Source organism: Aliiroseovarius marinus, from assembly GCF_050881025.1.
Lineage (GTDB): Bacteria > Pseudomonadota > Alphaproteobacteria > Rhodobacterales > Rhodobacteraceae > Aliiroseovarius > Aliiroseovarius marinus_A.
Map to the genome: position 1 here is coordinate 953,381 of NZ_JBNNXQ010000001.1, position 19,442 is coordinate 972,822.

At 57.6% G+C, this 19,442-nt stretch carries 17 protein-coding genes; 5 read left to right on the forward strand and 12 right to left on the reverse strand.

The window, feature by feature from the left end; genetic code table 11:
* Positions 1-36 precede the first annotated feature (36 nt).
* Genes ACRY08_RS04520 through ACRY08_RS04530 form a run of 3 tightly spaced genes read left to right on the forward strand, consistent with a single transcriptional unit; the run spans position 37 to position 4,181 of the window.
* Positions 37-2,181 (forward strand): YjbH domain-containing protein, encoded by a 2,145-nt coding sequence (locus tag ACRY08_RS04520; protein WP_432448654.1) that lies wholly within the window; start codon positions 37-39, stop codon positions 2,179-2,181.
* On the forward strand, positions 2,178-2,801 hold the full coding sequence (locus ACRY08_RS04525; RefSeq protein WP_432448655.1) for a YjbF family lipoprotein: 624 nt from the start codon (positions 2,178-2,180) through the stop codon (positions 2,799-2,801). Before ACRY08_RS04520 ends, ACRY08_RS04525 begins: the two co-directional genes overlap by 4 nt.
* Before the next feature lie 9 nt (positions 2,802-2,810).
* Positions 2,811-4,181 (forward strand): polysaccharide biosynthesis/export family protein, encoded by a 1,371-nt coding sequence (locus ACRY08_RS04530; RefSeq protein ID WP_432448657.1) that lies wholly within the window; start codon positions 2,811-2,813, stop codon positions 4,179-4,181.
* 3 nt (positions 4,182-4,184) lie between these two features.
* Here ACRY08_RS04530 and ACRY08_RS04535 read toward each other — a convergent pair whose 3' ends face one another.
* From ACRY08_RS04535 to ACRY08_RS04590, 12 genes are all read right to left on the reverse strand, one after another.
* Positions 4,185-6,320 carry a polysaccharide biosynthesis tyrosine autokinase gene (locus tag ACRY08_RS04535; protein ID WP_432448658.1) on the reverse strand — a complete coding sequence of 712 codons (2,136 nt, stop codon included), beginning with the start codon at positions 6,318-6,320 and terminating at the stop codon, positions 4,185-4,187.
* 14 nt (positions 6,321-6,334) lie between these two features.
* The gene (locus tag ACRY08_RS04540) at positions 6,335-6,988 is read right to left on the reverse strand and encodes a sugar transferase (protein ID WP_432448659.1); all 654 of its coding nucleotides are present in this window, start codon (positions 6,986-6,988) and stop codon (positions 6,335-6,337) included.
* Between the two features lie 123 nt (positions 6,989-7,111).
* Positions 7,112-7,510 carry a hypothetical protein gene (locus ACRY08_RS04545; RefSeq protein WP_432448660.1) on the reverse strand — a complete coding sequence of 133 codons (399 nt, stop codon included), beginning with the start codon at positions 7,508-7,510 and terminating at the stop codon, positions 7,112-7,114.
* Positions 7,507-8,319, reverse strand: coding sequence for a hypothetical protein (locus tag ACRY08_RS04550; RefSeq protein WP_432448661.1), 813 nt, complete (start codon positions 8,317-8,319; stop codon positions 7,507-7,509). The genes ACRY08_RS04545 and ACRY08_RS04550 overlap by 4 nt, the downstream gene beginning before the upstream one ends.
* Positions 8,319-8,585 (reverse strand): spike base protein, RCAP_Rcc01079 family, encoded by a 267-nt coding sequence (locus ACRY08_RS04555; RefSeq protein ID WP_432448662.1) that lies wholly within the window; start codon positions 8,583-8,585, stop codon positions 8,319-8,321. The genes ACRY08_RS04550 and ACRY08_RS04555 overlap by 1 nt, the downstream gene beginning before the upstream one ends.
* A 170-nt stretch (positions 8,586-8,755) precedes the next feature.
* Positions 8,756-9,679: a LysR family transcriptional regulator gene (locus ACRY08_RS04560; protein WP_432448663.1), complete on the reverse strand. Its 924-nt coding sequence runs from the start codon at positions 9,677-9,679 to the stop codon at positions 8,756-8,758.
* Between the two features lie 14 nt (positions 9,680-9,693).
* A complete protein-coding gene (locus tag ACRY08_RS04565; protein ID WP_432448664.1) occupies positions 9,694-10,746 on the reverse strand; it encodes an ABC transporter ATP-binding protein in 1,053 nt (350 codons plus the stop codon).
* Positions 10,743-11,738, reverse strand: coding sequence for an ABC transporter ATP-binding protein (locus tag ACRY08_RS04570; protein ID WP_432448665.1), 996 nt, complete (start codon positions 11,736-11,738; stop codon positions 10,743-10,745). Before ACRY08_RS04570 ends, ACRY08_RS04565 begins: the two co-directional genes overlap by 4 nt.
* A gap of 4 nt (positions 11,739-11,742) precedes the next feature.
* Positions 11,743-12,693: an ABC transporter permease gene (locus ACRY08_RS04575; protein WP_432448666.1), complete on the reverse strand. Its 951-nt coding sequence runs from the start codon at positions 12,691-12,693 to the stop codon at positions 11,743-11,745.
* Positions 12,690-13,670 carry an ABC transporter permease gene (locus tag ACRY08_RS04580; protein WP_432448667.1) on the reverse strand — a complete coding sequence of 327 codons (981 nt, stop codon included), beginning with the start codon at positions 13,668-13,670 and terminating at the stop codon, positions 12,690-12,692. Before ACRY08_RS04580 ends, ACRY08_RS04575 begins: the two co-directional genes overlap by 4 nt.
* A 129-nt stretch (positions 13,671-13,799) precedes the next feature.
* A complete protein-coding gene (locus tag ACRY08_RS04585) occupies positions 13,800-15,356 on the reverse strand; it encodes an ABC transporter substrate-binding protein (protein WP_432448668.1) in 1,557 nt (518 codons plus the stop codon).
* 131 nt (positions 15,357-15,487) lie between these two features.
* Positions 15,488-16,714: an FAD-dependent monooxygenase gene (locus tag ACRY08_RS04590; RefSeq protein ID WP_432448669.1), complete on the reverse strand. Its 1,227-nt coding sequence runs from the start codon at positions 16,712-16,714 to the stop codon at positions 15,488-15,490.
* Positions 16,715-16,800: 86 nt separating this feature from the next.
* Here ACRY08_RS04590 and ACRY08_RS04595 point away from each other — a divergent pair, with 86 nt between their 5' ends.
* Positions 16,801-18,129 (forward strand): amidase, encoded by a 1,329-nt coding sequence (locus tag ACRY08_RS04595; RefSeq protein WP_432448670.1) that lies wholly within the window; start codon positions 16,801-16,803, stop codon positions 18,127-18,129.
* A gap of 130 nt (positions 18,130-18,259) precedes the next feature.
* Positions 18,260-19,441 (forward strand): aminotransferase class I/II-fold pyridoxal phosphate-dependent enzyme, encoded by a 1,182-nt coding sequence (locus tag ACRY08_RS04600; RefSeq protein WP_432448671.1) that lies wholly within the window; start codon positions 18,260-18,262, stop codon positions 19,439-19,441.
* Position 19,442: the final 1 nt, after the last annotated feature.

The window sequence follows — 19,442 nt, forward strand, 5'->3', positions numbered from 1 at the left end:
CGTGAAGTGCATTTGCAATTCAGGTATGTATTAACCATGAGCGCCAACCGCCCCCAATCACGCAGGTCTCTGGCTGCGTATTTTCCTGTCGCCTGTCTGGTGACGGGGTTGGTTTTGCCGCCGAATACCGCGCATGCCGAACCATGGGCAGGGTTTAACAGCTATGGGTATCCGGGTCTGATTGACATGCCGCAGGCCCTTAGTCGGCAGGATGGCGAATTGGCCTTCACCACCAGCCACTTTCGCAATCAAACCCGCAACACGTTGACCTTTCAGATCACGCCGCGTTTGTCGGGGTCTTTTCGGTATTCGTCGCTGAACCATATCCGCCCCTATCCGGGACAGCCTGTTGTGCCCTACCGGTTTGATCGCAGTTTTTCCCTGCATTACCGGCTGATGGATGAAACCGCTCTCTGGCCCGCGCTGGCGGTTGGGTTGAATGATTTTCTGGGTACCGGACAGTATTCCTCTGAATATGTCGTGGCCACCAAGACAATTGCCCCACGTCTTCGCGTGACCGGCGGGATTGGTTGGGGACGTTTGGCTGGGGTTGGTCGCTTCGACAACCCTCTTTCTGTCTTGTGGGATGGTTTTGATCACCGCCCGGGCCGGGAAGCAGGCGATTTCGGCGGCAACGTTCACGGCAACAACTGGTTTCGTGGTCCTGCTGCGTTTTTTGGCGGGATCGAGTACCTAGCGACCGAGAAGTTGTCGTTTACGCTGGAATATTCCTCCGACGCCTATCCGAACGAAGATGGCACTGCGTTTGATCGCAAAAGCCCGATCAACTTTGGCCTGTCTTATCAGGCCACGCAAAATATGCGGTTTGACCTGAGATACCTCTATGGGTCCGAGATTGGGGCAGGCGTGACGCTCAGCTTAAACCCGCGCCATCCGCGATCGGGCGGAGGCACGGATCCGGCGCCGCAACCGGTTGTGCCACGTTCACAAATCGCCGCGCTTGGCTGGGGTGATCTGTCCGAAAACGCCCTGCGCGCCCGCCTGCGTCAGGCCTTTGCCGATGAAGGGCTAAGGTTGCACGGCGTGTCACGCACCGGGGCCCATATCAACGTCACGTTTGAAAACCTCTCATTCCCCAACACGGCGCAGGCCATTGGGCGCGCCGCGCGCCGCATGACGGCAGCGCTGCCAGCTGAGATCACGCGGTTCACATTGACCCCTGTGTCAAACGGGCTCACCGGGGCAGCTGTCACCCTTGCCCGCGCCGATCTTGAAGCGCTTGAACATCATGTGGATGGGTCGCAACTCAGCTATTCACGGGCGCAGATCACATCGGCAAAATCAGCGCGGGCATCAGCTGTCGATCCTGATCGCTACCCGTTGCTTGACTGGGGGGTGAAACCCTATCTGTCGACCAGCCTGTTTGACCCGGATGACCCTTTGCGTGCGGATGTGGGCGCCGAGCTGTTTGCGCGTTTCGAACCTGCGCCCGGGCTGGTTCTCGCAGGTGTGATGCGTCAGCGTCTGCTGGGCAATCTTGATGAAAGCACCCGGCCCTCGACATCGGTCCTGCCGCATGTGCGTTCGGATTTTAACCTCTATGAGCGGGAAGGTGGCACCGCGCTGACAGAGTTGACCGCCGCTTACTTTTTCCAGCCGGGAGATGCTCTCTATGGGCGCATCACGGCAGGCTATCTTGAGCCGATGTTCGCCGGGATTTCAGGTGAGCTGCTGTGGAAGCCAATCGATAGCCGTATCGCGCTGGGGCTGGAGCTGAATTACGTCAAACAGCGCGACTATGACCAGCTGTTTGGGCTAAGGGATTACGGCGTCGCAACCGGCCACGCGTCGCTTTATTGGGATATGGGCCGCGGGTTCCATGCGCAGGTTGATGCCGGGCGCTATCTGGCCGGAGATTGGGGCGCAACCGTGACCCTTGATCGTGAGTTCAACAATGGTTGGAAGGTGGGTGGTTTCGCGACCTTTACCAATGTCAGCGCCGCAGATTTTGGCGAGGGGTCTTTTGATAAAGGCCTGCGGTTCACCATCCCGCTGGCATGGGTGTCAGGCCGTCCGCGTCAAGACAGCTATCAGACCACAATTCGCCCAGTAACCCGTGATGGAGGCGCCCGGCTTGACCTGTCCGAACGCCTTTACGAGACCGTGCGCGGGTCACATGTTGCCGGGTTGGAACGTGGATGGGGGAGGTTCTGGAAATGACCCGATTTGCCCCTCTTGTCTTGTTGCTTCTTGCTGCTTGTCTGCGTCCTGCCGCAGGACCATCACTTGATGCTGCTCGCGCTCAGATCGCCAGTCTTCCTGCCCATGTGGTGTCTCGTGGCGTCATTCTGGTGCAAGCCGGATCGCCCCCACGTGTGGCGTCGTTGACCCCCAGCGGGAAGAATGGGCCGGTGACCACATGGCAAAGCGGTGACCGGGTCAGCCTGTCATTTCTGCAAGGCGTTTTGGTGGCGACGCGCGGGCTTGGCGATGATCTGATGGCGCAGGATGCGGGTCCGCTACCAAAACTGCTCTCGCAGGGGCAGGGTGGAACCTACCAGCGTCAAACCCGCCACCTTTCGGGCGAAAACCAAATCCGGGGCACGACGCTGACCTGCAGTCTGGAGCCCGGAAACCCTGAACGGATCTTGCTGGCAAACGGCACAACCGACGCCCGTCGATTTGTGGAAAACTGCCATGCCGGGACGCTCAGAATTACGAACCTTTACTGGCGTGATACGCGCGGCAGCCTTGTGAAATCCTATCAATGGATCAGCGAGGGCGCCGGATATGCGACCATCGAGATGATCTCGGCCCCGCCGGGACAGAAAAGCCCCTAGGAGATCAATATGACATCATTTCGCTCCTTGTTGCGTACCAGTGTTCTAACATCTTCTCTTGCCGTGACCCTGGCGGGTTGTGGCGTGACCTATAACAGCCCTACCGTGCAATCGCAGGCGGCGGGAATGGATGTCAAAGTCGTGCCTTTAACCCCGCAAGCGGTCGCGGTGGCAAACCGTTCAAACTATACCCCTTTGGCGCTGCCTGCGGCTTTCTATGCTGCGGCCGGCGGCAGTGGTCTGCGCGGCGCGGGCGCACTGCCAGAGATGCCCGACGGACCAAATCAGTCACGTAAGGCGATCGAAACCCGATTGCCAAAAGCGCAAAAACCACCGCGCTATCGGATTGGGGTCGGGGATGTGGTGCTTCTGGCGACCAAGGGATCCGCATCTACCATCGAAGGTTTGTCGGGTCTTTTGGCCGCGCAGAACCAACGGCAAGGCTATACGGTACGTGATGATGGAACGATCTCTATTCCGGATATAGGCCAGGTTGAGCTTGCCGGTTTGACCCTGGAGCAAGCCGAAGACGCGTTGTTTCAGGCGCTTGTCTCCAACAATGTCGACCCGGCCTTCAGCCTGGAGATCGCCGAGTTCAACTCGCAACATGTGGCGGTTGGTGGTGCAGTAAAACGCGGCGGTCTGGTCCCCGTCACGCTGAACCCGCTTGAGTTGGGCGAAGCATTGGCACAGGCGGGCGGCATTTCAGCCAAAGACGCCGACCTGACCGCGATCCGTATTTACCGCAATGGCTCATTGTATCAGATGCCGGTCAGCACATTCCGCAACGACCCCAAGATGCGACATCTTCCGCTTTTGCAGGGCGATGCGGTGTTTGTCGACAAAAGCTATGACCTTGATCGGGCGATGGGGTTTTATAAGGCGCAGATTGACGCCATTGGCCTGAAACGCTCGGCCCGGCGAGAGGCATTGGCCGAACTGGATGCAGAGATTTCGCTTCGACGTGCGGCATTGGATGAACGGCGCGATACATTTGCCGCCCGGGCAGAGCTGGACGCAGAGGAACGCCACTATGTCTACTTGGCGGGCGAGGTGAAACGACAAGGCCGAACGGCGCTGCCTTATGGGCGTCAGGCCACATTGGCGGATGTGCTCTATGAAAATGGGGGGTTTGATACCACAACTGGCGATCCCACACAGATTTATGTGCTGCGTTCCGGGCAGGACCTTAGCGAAATCACCGCGTGGAAACTGGATGCGCGCAATGTGATCAACATGACCTTGGCCACGCGGTTGGAGATGAGACCCAATGACATCGTCTTCATCGAAGAACAACCGATCACGAAATGGTCGCGCGCCCTGCAACAGGCATTCCCGATCCTTGTGAACAAAGCCGCCAATCCAGACAGCGGGTCTTAAGGGCTAGCGCGCGCCGTAATAGCCGTCTCCGAAGGTCGAGTAAGCGCCGTAGTTTCCGGCATAACCGTAGCGCGCCATGCCTTCGGGTTCGATCTGCGCCAAGACCATACCTGTGATCGGTATGTTGACCATGTCGAACTGGCGCATCCCTTCGGCGATTTGTGACCGCTTCGTGTTATCCCATGCCACCGAGTAGAGCACGGCATCCGCGTGACGGGCGATCACGCGCGCATCGGGTACGACCAGAACCGGCGGCGTATCAATGACGATATAGTCATAGGCGATACGGGCTTGCTGCAGAAGCTCTTCAAACTTGGCCGAGGCGAATACATCCGCCGCATTCGCATGTGAAAGCTCGCCAGCCAGAACGTCCGCCTTGAGGGAGGGATCGTGGAACACCGCCTCCGGCAGCGTGGTGGTGCCAGACAGCACAGAGACGATTCCATAGGTATGGTCGGCGTCAAAATACCGCGCAAAGGTCCGCCGACGAATATCACCTTCAATCAGCAAAACACGTTTGTTCAATCCAGAAAGGTTGTGCACCAAAGCAATGGACTGCGTGGTTTTCCCTTCACCGGGGACCGATGATGTGGACAGGATGATCTGCGGGGGATTGTCCAGATTGGACATCAGGATGGACGTGCGCAGATTTCGGATGGCTTCGGTCGCGGCAGAAGTTGGCTGCCCCGAAAGGAACCCCAGAAGCTGACTGCGATCCTTGATTGGAATGATCGGCACCTGCCCCAGAACCGGAACACCGGTATCACGCTCCAGATCAGCGGCGTTTCGATATCCGGAATGCAGAAACTGGCGCCCCAGAACCGCACCTCCGGCCCCAAGCATTCCTGCCATCAGGGACAGGATCAGGATAAGTGATTTGCGTGGCGCGACATAAACTCCCTGAACGGCTTCGGATAAAATGCGGCTGTCGGCCTGTTGAAGCCCACGTTGCACACTGGTTTCCTTTAACCGCGTCAGGAAGGTTTCATAAAGCACGCGGGTCGCCTGTGCTTCCCGATCAAGCTGTTGCAGCTGTGCAAGATCCGCGGCCTGTTGTTCTACCATGGCAGCTTGTTCTTTCTCGGCACGCAGAAGCGCATCATACTGAAGCGTAAGCCTGTCCTGATTGGTTTGAAGCCGTGTTTCCACCTGCTTGAAACGCTCCTGAAACGCTTGGGAGCTGTCCGACGAAGCCAGAAGACGCGACAGGGTTTTATCCTGCGAAAGATCCGCCATGACGGGCAGGTTGCCTGCGTCTTTGGCGGCCATCAGTTTATCCAGACGGGCACGTCCACTCACCGCCGCTTCCTGCATATTGGCAAGACGCCGCCTTGTGTCTTTTAGTTGCGTATTAGCCAGTTTAAGCGCTTGCGGACTGGCTGCGGTTGCGCGGCCACGCATTTCGGCGACGGCATCTTCTCGCTTTCGAAGCTCTGTCTCAAGCGTACTGACCCTTTGCGATAGCCACAGCACGGCGTCTTCAACCGCTGCAAACTTGGCGCGAACCTGATCTTCCAGATAAAGCTCGGCCAGCGTGTTGGCCATCAATGCGGCTTTCTGTTTGTCCAGCGAAGTGATGCTGATGGTAAACAGGTAGGAGTTGCGCTGCAGTTGCGCCGAGATGCTGGATTGAACATTTCGCACCACCTGATCGCGCATCACGTCTGTGGCGGGCGATACAGTTGATTGCTGACCCGCCAGAACAGAACGCAGAACGTCTTTCAGACTTGCAACGCTCAGTAGCGATCTTGTTCTGAGCTCTGGATTGAACTCAGGGTCTTGCGTCAGCTGTAGCCTGTCGACCAACTGCTCGACCAACCCCCGGGAACGGATGACATGCAGTTCGGTATTCATGCTGGAGATTTCGGTCGAGACATTGGCCATGACGGCGTTCAAATCCGGCATCTGCTGTTGGCCCGGCTGCAAGATCAACGTGGTGGTTGCCGCATAATGCGGCTCGGCGATGCGAAATCCATACATCCCCCCAAGACACATGCAGGCCGCTCCGACGCCCAAAATGAATCTCTTGCGCCGCCACAGGGTGTGAAGGATTTCAACCGGATCAAATCGCGCGTCCGGTGCGCGCGCATCGCTTTGAGTGGTGGCGGAAACAGGGCTGGCGTTTTGGTGGATATTCATGTGGCGGTCACTCGCTATTGCCCGTTTTGCCGAAAGACTGTCTGCAAAGTGCGCCCAAGCAACCAAAGCTCCAGAGCAAATCCTCGATGGCGGATGTAGTATAGGTCCGCTTCGACCTTCAGTTGGGTTTCTTCCGCCCCTTGGACGTAGCCCACTTCGGTCTGCGCATAACCGCTGATGCCGGGCAGAACGCGGTGGCGCTCGCGGTAACCGGGCACCTCTGTCAAGTAGGACATGGCGTGTTCATAGCAGTCCGGGCGCGGGCCGATCAGGCTCATCTCGCCGCGAAGGACGTTCAGAATTTGTGGCAGTTCGTCGATGCGGCTTTGCCGCAGGAAACGGCCAAGGCGCGTAATCCTGTCGGTTTCAAGCGGATCTTCAGGTCCACGCGCTGGCCCATTGCAGCTATGCATGGTGCGAAACTTCAACGCGTTAAACGGCGCACAGGATTTGCCCATGCGTCGCTGCACATAGAACAAAGGTCCGGCGTTAAACCACGGGTTTAAAAGCAGCAAACCTAGCGCAATAGCGACAAGGATCGGGAAAAGAAGAATGCTGAGAACGAGGTCGAACACTCTTTTTCCAACCCGATAGGCCATATGATTACGGTAAAAAACACCTCTCGCATGTGCGCGAGGGGCATCAGACACTGAGCTAAAGTCGAACATGAGACACCTCATGATTGTTTCAACTTCACTCCACCACACCTTGTAGTTGTTAACACATTTTAAGGCGGACACAAAGGGTTTTCCCCTCCTGAACAGATGGAGGGGGGCACTTATTTCGGTGAACTAGGCCGGATCAATCGTGGCAACTGGCGACAAGTTCAAAAGGGGGAGGGTCAGACTTGGCTCCAAACCAATCACGGCGAGAAGTTTGTCTACACTGGTCGAGGGAAACGGCCCCTCAGAGTAGGGGGTCCAGATGGTCAGCTTCATCTGCGCGCGTCCGGCGGCAACCAGATCGGCATCCGGTGCATGCGCGGGGGCCACAAGAGGTTGCGAGGCCAGCGTTGGGAAATCTTCGCTGGCCAGCAACGATGCAAGCGCAAATCGGTTCCCATCCCCATCTTCCCACCGGCTGTCACGGAAGGTGTAAATATCTGCCTCTGAGTTTCCTACGCAAAGCGCCAGTTGATTGGCGTCTGCGATATGGGCTTCTGGGCAAGCGATGGTGATGCGAAGGCTCATGTCGAAACTCCCATTTTTGTGGCCATCCAGCTTTCCAGCTCTGCCAGCTCAAAGGCTGTCGGCTGCGTGCTGCCTGCACTCCAAACCTGTAGGCCAAAAAGCTTGAATGCGCCTGGGATCGAAGCGGTAACCGCGCCCAAACCCACGCGAAGCGGCTGGTTGGGCACGGATTGAGAAGTCAGATTCTGGGATGTGTTCAAGACAACATTCCCGTCCAGCCGTGCTTCGATATTCCCGCTGGTGGCCAGAACCGTGATGACATGAGGTGTGTGCCCGCCCCAGGTGGTTCCGGCCAAATTTGTGGCTGATACGCCCTCATCGGACAGGCGGCTATAGTATTGAAATCGATCAATGCCTGGGCGGATACCGGCTGAAATACCATTGGTCGGGCTTTTGCTGATTTCAGCCAGATTGACCCGCGAAGATCCTGTCGCGGTGATCATTTGGTAGCCGATGACCATTGTCACCGGGTTCGCAACATCCAAAACCGGCGCAGAGACAAGAGTGTCGTCTACCCCATCGGTTTCCAGCCAATGCAAAGTGCCGTCAGTGCGATAGGTTGGACGCGCAGCGCTGGTGGCCTGTGACAGGTCGATACCATTGTTGCTTTGGTCCTGAACCAGCCCGACGGGCTGCCCATCTGCGCTGACCGGGATGCCGCCACCGGCATCCTGATACAAAGATGACAGGTTGGATGGATCCAGAAAAACTGTTGGTGAAACGTCCAGCGGCGAAAACGGCGCCGGCCCGCTTGGCCCCGCCCGTCGCTGGGTCGCGACGGTGGGAATATCCAGCCCGAACCCCATCATCAGATCAACACGAAAGCGTGGATGCCGCTTGCCGTGGTTCCTGTCGCGGCCACCTGAGTGACCCCCACCGGAAGGATGGAGTTGTCGGCGACGGTGATGGTGCGGCTTTGCCCGGCCACGGTCGTGATCGCCAAAGCGCCGCCGGTTTCCACATAAAGCGCGACCGCCACATCAGGCAGGTCTACGGCGTCCGCAGGGGTGATCGGCGCAATATCGGTTGCGGGGCCGCGCAGGGATAGCGATCGGTTCTCGAAAGGGTTGCTCATTCTCAGCTCCTGACATGTAGCACTGTGCTTGCCGCCGGTTATTCGTACCGGTGGCGGGGACACAAAGCGTTCTAGGGTCAGGAGTTGAAAAAGAGTTAAGCCACGCGTGCGGGGGGTTAGAAATCGTTAACCATTTCTGCGGTGCCTTGTGAGGGCAAATCGCGACGTGGTCATTCGCTGAGTGCGCTGGATATGGTCTGCAGTCCATCCCACAATGTATCCAACGAGGGTTTGGAGTTTTTGGGGTTGCGATAGACGCGGATTTCCAGATCGGTACCAAGCCGACCGTCGACCACGCTCAACCGGCCATCGTCCAGTTCGTCCCGGATCAGGCTTTCTGGCAGCCACCCCATGCCAAACCCTTCAAGGATCATCGCCTTGACGCTGTTGGCCAGGGCGTTTTGGTTCACGACAAAGACTTTCTGAGGCTTGATCAACTGTTCGATCATACCGTCCTGAACGGACCGTAGTGCAGATACCGCGCCGTAGGACAAAAGCGGCACGGCCTCTTTTCCACCGGGTGAAAACCCAAATTCCGCGCTGCCCGTTTTGGTGCTGCGGGACACCGGCAGAAATCGATCATGCGCCAATGTCAGATGTTCAAAATTTGCCACTTCCAGAGGGCCAAGGAAATCCATTGATGGATGCCAATAGCTCAGGATGACATCGCAATAGCTTTGCTGAAGCGCACTGACGAACTGATCGGCCGCCCAGGATGTGGAGTTCAGATCCGTATCAATCCCGCCCTCGCTGGTCAAAGGCGTGATCAGGGTTCTGTAATGCGTCATGTAAAGCGACTGAGGGGCGGCGATGCGGATCACGTTCTCTCCTGCGGCATCCACAGTCTGACAACGTTCTATGGTTTCTTCATAGGTTCGCAGCATGATCCGGGCTTGCGACAAGAACACATCGCCTGCCGGGGTCAATGTCAGCGGCAGGGTTTCGCGGTTGATCAGGCGCACACCGATGTCGTTTTCAAGCGCGCGAATACGGCGCGAGAAAGCGGGTTGGCTCACATTTCGATCTTCTGCCGCCCGCGAGAAATTGCGACACGCCACCAAAGCCTCGAAGTCTTTCAGCCAGATTATATCCAACGGACCAGTTCGCCTTAAGGGCCGACTGCCTCGCTCTCCAACCGTCCTTCTTCAAGGGCGTGGCAGGCAACAATGCTGCCATCGGGCTGGTGAATGGCTTTCGGCTTTTCACTTTTGCATCTGCTGTTCGCGAAGACACAGCGGCTTTCGAACGGGCAGCCCTGAGGCAGATTGATCGGCGTCGGAATCTCGCCCTTCAGGCGGATATGATTGGGCCGATCGTCCTTCAGCTGCGGCACTGCGGACAGCAAGGCCCGAGTATAGGGATGTTTTGGCGACGAGAACAGAGTTGCCGTATCGGCAACCTCGCAGACCGTTCCCAGATAGAGCACCGCGACGCGGGTGCCGAAATGCTCAACCACGCTCAGATCGTGCGTGATGAAAAGATAGGTCAGCCCCCGGCTTTCCTTGGCTTCCAGCATCAGATTAAGCACCTGCGCCTGAATGGAAACGTCCAGTGCGCTGATTGGTTCATCCGCGATGATAAACTCTGGATCGACCGTCAGCGCGCGCGCAATGGCGATACGTTGGCGCTGGCCACCGGAAAACTCGTGTGCATAGCGTTTGGCCCAGCTTGGGTCGACACCGACAGACATCATAACCTCGGCCACCTTGTCGCGCACCTCGGCGGCCGAAAAGCCCGGATTGTGATGACGCACCGGTTCTTCCAAGGCCTGCAGAATGGTCATGCGCGGGTTCAATGACGCATAGGGGTTCTGAAAGATCATCTGGATCTTCTTGCGCAAGGGCAGCATCTGATTGCGCGTTCTGTTGTCGATCCGGGCGCCGTCATAAAAAATTTCGCCGGAACTGGGTGTCAGCAAGCCGGCTACCAACCGTGCGACGGTCGATTTTCCGCAGCCACTTTCGCCAACCACGCAAAGCGCTTCACCCCGTGCGACCTCTAGCGAGACATTGTTCACTGCATGCACCGATCTGGCCTCTCGCACAAACCGCCCACCTTTGAACTTGATGGTTTCCAGAAAGCCCTGATCCAGGTCGAAGCGTTTCTCTAGGTTTCTGATCTCAAGCAGCGGCGATTGCGCGTCGGTTGCGATATCCTTCATTTCAAAGCCTCCCGGCGGGCATTGCCTGATTGCAATCGTTGAACTTCATGGCAGGCGACCTCGACTTCACCGAAATGAGAAATTTCGGGGATACGTGACCGACACAGATCCGTGGCGTATTCGCAGCGCGGATTGAACGGGCACCCAACAGGGATGCTTGTCAGCGAAGGCATGTTGCCCGGAATTTGCTTCAGCCGGTGACCCGGCAGTGTTTGCTGTGGCAAAGCGTTGATCAGACCCTGAGTATAGGGGTGCTGCGGATCATTGATGATCTCGCGCGTGCGACCGGCTTCGATGATGCGGCCTGCATACATAACCAACGTGCGTTCGGTCATTTGGCTGACCACGCCAAGGTCATGCGTGATCAGGATCAAGCCAACCTGATTTGATTGGCACAATTCCAGCATCAGCTCCATGATGTCAGCCTGAATGGTGACATCCAGCGCAGTTGTGGGTTCATCTGCGATGATCAACTGCGGGTCCAGAAGCAGGGCGATCGCGATGATGATCCTTTGCCGCATGCCGCCTGACAGCTCGTGGGGGTACTGCTCCAACCGCTCTTCTGGTGACGGAATATAGACTTCGCGCAGTTTTACGATGGCGATCTGACGCGCCTCTTCTTTCGACAGTTTCCTGTGCGTACGAAGGGTTTCGATCATCTGTTGGCCGATGGTCAGGACCGGGTTCAGGGTCACCATTGGGTCCTGAAAAATCATGGCCATCCGGTTGCCGCGCAACTGCCGCAGCTGCGGGTCGGACATTTCGACAACATCATCGCCTTCGAACATGATGCTGCCGCTGTCGATATAACCGGGGCGGCTAAGCAGGTTCAAAAGCGCAAAACCGGTGATGGATTTGCCCGCACCACTTTCGCCGACAATGCCAAGGCGTTCGCCTTTTGCCAGGTCAAAAGAGATGCCATTCAGGGCGGTGACCGTCTGGTCGCGCATTGCGAATTTCACGGTCAGATCACGGACGGAAAGAAGGCTCATCACATCACCCCTTGTAAAGTTTCGGGTTCAGGACGTCGCGCATCCAGTCGCCCAGCAGGTTGATGACAAGCACCAGTACGACCAGAACAACGCCGGGAATGACAGTGATCCACCAGCTGCCCGAGAAGATGTAGTCGAAGCCTGACGAGATCAGCGAGCCTAGCGACGGCTGGCTTGGGGGCATGCCAAGACCAAGGAAGCTGAGAGAAGCCTCGGAAATGATGGCGTTGGCCACCTGAACGGTCGAGATGACAAAGATCGGCGATAGCGAGTTGGGCAGGATGTGGCGCACCATGATCCGCGCCGGGCCAAAGCCCAGAACGCGCGCACTGTCCACGTATTCCTTCTTCTTCTCTGCCAGCACAGTGGCGCGCACGGTACGCGCATATTGCGGCCATTCGGCCACGCCGATCACGGCAATCAGGAAGTAAACCGCATATTGGTTGAAAGTTTCGGACCCGAACATCGCCTGCGTGACAGCCAGAAAGATGATGGCAACCATCAGCGTCGAGAAGCTCAGTTGGATGTCGGCCAGTCGCATCAGAAGGCTGTCGACACGTCCGCCGACATAGCCCGCGATCAAACCAATCGAGATGCCCAAGAATGCCTGCAAAGCCACGGCGCAAACACCGATCAAAAGCGACAGGCGCGTGCCATAAAGGATCGTCGACCACAGGTCGCGCCCCTGATCGTCCGTCCCCAACGAGAAATCAGGCAGGGCGCCGGACACCCAGAACGGAGGATACTCGGAATTCATGATGTCGATGGATGCCGGATCATAGGGATCATAAGGCGCAATCAACGGTGCAAAGAAGGCTGCGACAGCAATGATCAGGAAGATCACCATGCTGACAATCGCGACGGGGTTTTTGCGAAAGCTGTACCCCATGTTGGAGTTCCACGCCTTCGACCAACGCGAGGGTTCGGCGGCTTGGGTGATGGTTTCCGTGTTCATGCGCCCATCCTCGCGATGTTTACAGTTGGGTTCACCAAGCCGTAAATCAGGTCAACAATCGTGTTGGTGACCACGAATATGAAGCCCACGACAATCAGATACGCAACGATCAGCGGAGTATCGACGCGGTTCACGGCCTCAAGGAACATGAACCCCATACCGGGCCACTGGAAAACGGTTTCGGTCAGGATCGTATAGGCGACCATGGTGCCAATTTGCACACCGCCCACGGTGATCACGGGCAGAAGCGTGTTCTTCAGCGCGTGCAGGAAGTAGATGCGCGAGGGTTTGATGCCCTTGGCTTTTGCAAATTTCACGTATTCAGACTGCAGCACTTCCATCATCTCGGACCGGATCAGGCGGATGAACAAGGGCAGCATGATCGACGCCAGCGCGAAAGAAGGCAGAATGATGTGCATCCAGCCATCTGCAGAGGCAAAGTTTGTCTCCCAATATCCCCACACATGAACCGTGTCACCGCGGCCATAGGATGGAAACCAGCCATATTCGACCGAGAAGACGAAAATCATCATGATTGCCGTCAGGAAAACGGGGATCGAGATGCCAATGATCGAGATTCCCATAATGATACGGCTGAGTATCGTGTTGGGCTTGATGGCGGTGTAAACGCCCAGCGGAACGGACAGGCCGACGATGATGAGTGTCGCGCCGATCACCAGCTCCAGCGTGGCGGGCAGTTTTTTCAGGATGACGTCCAGCGCAGGCTCTTTGAAGAAATAGGAGGTGCCCAGATCACCCTGCAACGCGTTGCCTGCAAAGCGCAGGTATTGCGTCATGAAGCTGTCATTCAGCCCCAGTTCGTCACGCAACTGTTGACGGGTTTCTTCAGATACGGACTGACCAACCAGTTCGCGCAAGGGGTCGCCCAGGTTGCCCTGAATGGCGAAGCCAATGACCGAGATGACGAACATCACTGCAATGGCCTGAAAAACTCGTTTTACGAGATAGGCAAACATCGTCCTGACCTTTGTAGGTTTGTTTGGTCACGCTTGCCGGGGCTTCTGGCGCTTGCACGGGATATCCCGGGGCTGGCGTGGAAATGATGTGTCCGGGCCGACACCAGCCGGCCCGGAAAATTATCTTCCTTACTGAACGACCAGGTCGCCGAAGTAGGGGAAGTTCAGGGCGTTGACGATGTCAGCCGAGTTCATGTTCGACTTCGAACCCCAAGCCAGGTTCTGCCAATGCAGCGGGATGAAGGCGGCTTCTTCGTACAGGATACCTTCCAGCTTCTGCAGCTGTGCAGCGCGTGCGGCCGGATCGGTTTCACTGTTCGACGCATTCATCAGGTCATCTGCCATCGTGTTGCAGTATGCGCCCGAGTTGTACTGACCGTTGCCGGTAGCTTCATCCGGGCATGCCGACAGGAACTGGTGGAAGTTCGCCGAATCTTCGGTATCTGCGTGCCAGCCGATCATCATCATGTCTGCAGCGCGCTCGTCGAACTTGGGCCAGTATTGGGCCTTTGGCATGGTCTGCAGGTCAACTTTGATGTTGATCTGCGACAGCATCGACGCAACAGCCTGTGCGATCTTGTCGTCGTTCACATAGCGGTTGTTCGGCGCCATCATGGTGATCGAGAAACCATCAGCATAACCAGCTTCAGCCATCAGAGCCTTGGCTTTTTCCAGATCGAAACGCGGTGTGATGGCCGGGTCGTGACCCAGGTAGCCAGCCGGCGATGCCTGTGCACCCACGGTGCCGAAACCACGCATGATGCGGTCTACGATACCAGCGTTGTTCACAGCATAGTCGATTGCCAGACGCACTTTCGGATCCTTGAAGGCCTCGACGCGGTTCTGGTTCATCTGGAAGGTGATGATACGTGTGCCAGCCATGGTGATCAGGTCAACACCGTCAGCATCGCCAACGCGTTTCAGATCGGTCGGCGGCACCGGTGCGATGAAGTCAACGTCACCCGACAGAAGCGCGGCCACACGGGTCGGGTCTTCTTTAATCGGCGTCAGGATGATTTTGTCGACGTTGCCAGCGGTTTCAGTGTCCCAGTAACCGTCAAAACGATCAAAGACCACTTTCACGCCCTGTTCACGTTCGGTCACGACAAACGGGCCAGTACCCGAGATGTTGCGCGAAGCGAAGCTGTCGCCGTGCTTGACGATTTCCGACTTGTCTTTGCCGTCATCAGTGGTGCCGGTATAATACGCGCTGTCCATCGGGAAGATGTAGGTCGCGGTGTGCAGTACCAGCGGATAGGGCTCGGCGGTCTTCAGGTCGAAGGTCATGTCATCGACAACTTCGACATCGGTGAAGGGCGCGAAGATACCCTTGAAGTCGTCGCTGGCTTTCAAGCGATCAAAAGTCCAGTCGACGTCTTTTGCGGTCAGCATGTTGCCAGAGTGGAACTTCACTCCGTTCTTCAGCTTGAAACGCATTGTGGTTGGGTCAATCTGCTCCCAGCTTTCAGCCAAACGGGCTTCGAACTGCAAATCTTTGGTCCAGCGTACCAGCGGGTCGAACACCATGTGCGACAGCTGAAGCGTGCCGCCCGAAAGCTGTTCATGCGGATCAAGCGAGACCGGGTCAGCGTCATAGGCCACGCGTACCGTGTTTTCAGCCAGTGCGGCCGACGACATGGTCGCCACGGCGGCAAATGCCGCGAGGCTACGGACAAACTTTGTCATTGAATTACTCCCCTGTGTTTGTGCCAAAGACGCTAGTCGCGGCTGGGGGTAAGGGGCAAATGCCGATAACGAATAGCGTATGCGCAGGGCGCATGATGCTGTTGCGGCATAATGAAATCAAAGTGTTAGGGTTATATTTGCCGGCCTTGCAACAGCCGGGGCAGGTCCCCGGTCAAGCCTGCAGCTTCGCGAATGAACCCGCGTCGCAACCCCGGAAGGGCGTTCACGATCCCCAACCCAATGTCACGCGTGGCGCGCAAAATCGGGTTGTCGTTTGAAAAGAGACGGTTTGTGGCTTCGGTTGCCGCGACCATCTGCGCCACGTCAAAGCGACGCCATTCCTGATACCGCTCCAACACGTCCAGACGTCCGATATCTTCACCGCGCCGGCGTGCCTGGGTCAGAACTTCTGCCAGCGCCGCCACATCTTTGAACCCCGCATTCAACCCCTGTCCGGCGATCGGGTGCATCCCATGTGCTGCATCTCCGACCAGTGCCAGCCGGTCAGCAATAAAGCTGTTCGCGATGGTCAGGTTCAAAGGATAGGTGAAGCGTTTCCCCGCAAGGCCGATGTCACCAAGGAAAGACCCAAAGCGCGGACGAAGCTCGTCCAGATAACCGGCATCATCCAACCCGTGAATGCGCGCCGCTTCTTCGTGGGTTTCTGTCCAGACGATCGAACACTGTCGGCCCGGCAGCGGCAGGATTGCCAGCGGCCCCGCCGGCATGAAGAACTGATGGGCCGCGCCATTGTGCGGCAGCGCGTGATCTATCGCACATACCAGCGAGGTTTGACCGTAGTCATGCCCATGCCGCCCGATACCCGCACGCTCTGCGGTGCCCGAGCGACGCCCGTCACATCCCACCACAAGACGCCCGGTCAGGCTTTTGCCCGATGCCAATGTCAGCGTCACACTGCCCGGCGCGACTTCCTGTGCGACGACGCTGTCCTGATCAATCAGCGTGACGTTCGGATGCGCTTCCACGGCAGACAGAAATGCCCGAGACAAAAAACGGTCCTCGACCATATAGCCCATCGGACCTTCATCAATCTCGGCGTGATCAAATTCCAGTATAAAGGGGCCGGGGCCTTCGCCAGGACGCCCGTCCGAGATGCGAATATCAAGAAGCGGTTGGGCATCTGCTGCGATCTGCGACCAGACGCCAAGTGCTGCCAGCAAACGTTGCGAGGCAAGCGCCAGCGCATATCCGCGCCCGTCGAAATCATCCCCGCCACGCGCACCTTTCGGCAAGGCATCGACCATTGTGACCTTAAAGCCTGTATCGCCCAAAGCCAGCGCAAGGGCCGGGCCGTTCAACCCGCCGCCTGCGATTAGAATATCAGCATCGAATTTCATGGCTCCTTTCTGAACTCTGCGGCGGGGATTGTCCATGCGCGCAGGTGTCGCTACCGTCCAAAGAAAAGAACCCGGGGGAGACGGCAATGCGCGACGAATGGTTGAAGATGAATATGGGCGATCTGGGGCGCGCCATTGGGGCGGGTGACATTGACCCACTTGATCTGACCCGGACCTATCTGGACGCGATCGAGGCGCATCCATTTGCAGACCGCATATATGCGCGTGTCACTGAAGGTCGCGCTCTGTCCGAAGCGCGCGCAGCCTCTGACCGTGCTCGCGCTGGCCAGCGTCTTGGCGTGCTTGATGGCGTACCGATCAGTTGGAAAGATCTGTTTGATACGGCGGGCGTCGCGACCGAGGCTGGATCGGCGCTATTAAAAGGGCGCGTGCCCGTTGAAGACGCAGAGGTTTTGCGCAACGCGACCGCTGCTGGTCTGGTTTGTCTTGGAAAAACGCATATGAGCGAATTGGCCTTCTCGGGATTGGGCCTCAATCCAGTCACGGCAACCAGCCCATGCGTGAACAATCACGCAGCGGTGTCCGGCGGCAGCTCTTCGGGGGCCGCGACCTCGGTCGCCTTTGGGCTTGCGGCCTGTGGCATCGGGTCGGATACCGGCGGGTCGGTGCGCATCCCGTCAGCGTGGAACGATCTCGTCGGGCTGAAAACCACTGCCGGGCGGGTGTCTTTGAAAGGTGTTGTGCCATTGGTGGCGCGGTTTGACACCGTGGGGCCGCTGTGCCGAACCGTGGAAGATGCCGCCCTGATGCTGGCGGCACTCGAAGGTGAGCAGGCCGTCGATCTTCGAGGAGCCCGGCTCAAAGGCGTGCGCCTATTGGTGCTGGAAAACGGGTTGCAGCATTGCCGCGACCAGCCGTTCGCCGGCTTTGACAGCGCCTTGGGGCGGCTGATGGATGGTGGCGCCGCGGTCACACACGCGCATTTGCCACATGTTGACGAGGCGCTGGCGCTTTCCGGTGTGCTCTTTACCACGGAAGCCTATGCCACATGGCGTGATGAAATCGATGCCCGGCCCGACCTGATGTATCCGGAAATACGCGATCGGTTCCGGGCGGGGGCACAGTTTTCCGGGGTGGAATTCGTTCAGGCGTGGCAGCGACTAAAGGCAATCCGAGAGGAATTTCACGCCCTGACCGCTGGGTATGACGCGGTTGTTCTGCCGTCTTCTCCGATCATGCCGCCCAATGTGGACCGGTTGCTCACTGACCATGATTACTATGTCGAAGAAAACCTCTGGGCGCTGCGCAACACCCGCATTGGCAACCTGATGGGGTCTTGCGGGTTGAGCTTGCCCACCGGCTTGCCGTCTGCCGGGATCATGCTTTTGGGCGCGCCAATGGGTGAAGAACGGCTGTTGCGTCTTGGTGCTGCGGCAGAGGCCGTGTTGTCCTAAAAGCCACAACTCCCCCCTCCAAGCGCTGATTTTTTCTGCGTTTTTCTGGACCCGCGCGATTTTGCGGGCTATCGTCAGGGGAAACGGGGCGCAATGATCCCGATATCTGAGGCAGTATAAAGACGTTACCATGACGTTTCCCGAGCGGTTTACCGGCTTGCCCGAATATGCATTTCCGCGTTTGCGGACCCTTCTCGACGCTCATGCGCCGGGCGGCGAGGTCATGCATATGACGATTGGCGAACCCAAGCATCCATTCCCTGAATGGGTGCCGCAGGTGCTTGCCGAAAACGCTGACGGCTTTGGGAAATACCCGCCAAATGATGGCGCTCCGGAGTTGCTTGATGCGATCTCCGGCTGGATCAAACGCCGCTACGATATTGAATTGCCCGCAGATCAGATCATGGCGCTGAACGGCACCCGCGAAGGTCTGTTCAATGCACTGATCGCGCTTTGCCCGGAACAGACGGCGCGCGGCGAAAAGCCCGTCGTTCTGATCCCAAACCCGTTTTATCAGGTCTATGCGGTCGCTGCAGTGACCGTGGGGGCCGAGCCTGTTTTCCTTCCCGCCACGGCCGAGACCAACTTCCTGCCCGACTATTCGCAGCTGTCGCCTGAGATTTTGAACCGGACAGAGGTCGCCTATATCTGCTCGCCCACCAACCCGCAGGGGGCCGTGGCGGATCGCGACTACTGGGCGAACCTGATTGCCTTGGCCGAGAAATACGATTTCAAGATTTTCGCGGATGAATGCTATTCCGAGATTTATCGCGATCTCCCCCCGCCCGGTGCTCTCGAGGTTGCGCGCGAAGGTGGCGCTGATCCTGACCGAGTAACGATTTTCCATTCGCTTTCGAAACGTTCGAACCTGCCGGGCTTGCGTTCTGGCTTTGTGGCGGGTGGACTTGCATCGATCCAGCGTACCCGTCAATTGCGGGCCTATGCCGGCGCCCCGCTGCCGCTGCCATTGCAACGCGTGGCTGAGCGGGCTTGGACGGACGAAGCGCATGTGGCCGAGAACCGAGCGCTCTATCAGGAAAAATACTCAATAGCGGACAAGGTTTTCGACGGCGTCGCAGGATACAGGCCCCCAGAGGCAGGCTTCTTTCTTTGGTTGCCCGTTGATGATGGCGAAGCGGCAGCCATGAAGCTTTGGACTAAGACCGGCGTGCGGGTTCTGCCCGGCGCTTATCTGTCGCGAGACGTGAATAACGAAAACCCCGGCAAGGGGTATATCCGGGTCGCCATGGTGGCCCCAAAACAAGAAATGCAGCGCGGGCTCATCCAGCTTCGCGACTGTCTCTATAAGTGAG

Bases quoted from the DNA above. Each gene is read 5' to 3' on its own strand.
- ACRY08_RS04520 (WP_432448654.1), top strand. From the start codon at position 37: ATGAGCGCCAACCGCCCCCAATCACGCAGGTCTCTGGCTGCGTATTTT.
- ACRY08_RS04525 (WP_432448655.1), top strand. From the start codon at position 2,178: ATGACCCGATTTGCCCCTCTTGTCTTGTTGCTTCTTGCTGCTTGTCTG.
- ACRY08_RS04530 (WP_432448657.1), top strand. From the start codon at position 2,811: ATGACATCATTTCGCTCCTTGTTGCGTACCAGTGTTCTAACATCTTCT.
- ACRY08_RS04535 (WP_432448658.1), bottom strand. From the start codon at position 6,320: ATGAATATCCACCAAAACGCCAGCCCTGTTTCCGCCACCACTCAAAGC.
- ACRY08_RS04540 (WP_432448659.1), bottom strand. From the start codon at position 6,988: ATGTTCGACTTTAGCTCAGTGTCTGATGCCCCTCGCGCACATGCGAGA.
- ACRY08_RS04545 (WP_432448660.1), bottom strand. From the start codon at position 7,510: ATGAGCCTTCGCATCACCATCGCTTGCCCAGAAGCCCATATCGCAGAC.
- ACRY08_RS04550 (WP_432448661.1), bottom strand. From the start codon at position 8,319: ATGATGGGGTTCGGGCTGGATATTCCCACCGTCGCGACCCAGCGACGG.
- ACRY08_RS04555 (WP_432448662.1), bottom strand. From the start codon at position 8,585: ATGAGCAACCCTTTCGAGAACCGATCGCTATCCCTGCGCGGCCCCGCA.
- ACRY08_RS04565 (WP_432448664.1), bottom strand. From the start codon at position 10,746: ATGAAGGATATCGCAACCGACGCGCAATCGCCGCTGCTTGAGATCAGA.
- ACRY08_RS04570 (WP_432448665.1), bottom strand. From the start codon at position 11,738: ATGAGCCTTCTTTCCGTCCGTGATCTGACCGTGAAATTCGCAATGCGC.
- ACRY08_RS04575 (WP_432448666.1), bottom strand. From the start codon at position 12,693: ATGAACACGGAAACCATCACCCAAGCCGCCGAACCCTCGCGTTGGTCG.
- ACRY08_RS04580 (WP_432448667.1), bottom strand. From the start codon at position 13,670: ATGTTTGCCTATCTCGTAAAACGAGTTTTTCAGGCCATTGCAGTGATG.
- ACRY08_RS04585 (WP_432448668.1), bottom strand. From the start codon at position 15,356: ATGACAAAGTTTGTCCGTAGCCTCGCGGCATTTGCCGCCGTGGCGACC.
- ACRY08_RS04590 (WP_432448669.1), bottom strand. From the start codon at position 16,714: ATGAAATTCGATGCTGATATTCTAATCGCAGGCGGCGGGTTGAACGGC.
- ACRY08_RS04595 (WP_432448670.1), top strand. From the start codon at position 16,801: ATGCGCGACGAATGGTTGAAGATGAATATGGGCGATCTGGGGCGCGCC.
- ACRY08_RS04600 (WP_432448671.1), top strand. From the start codon at position 18,260: ATGACGTTTCCCGAGCGGTTTACCGGCTTGCCCGAATATGCATTTCCG.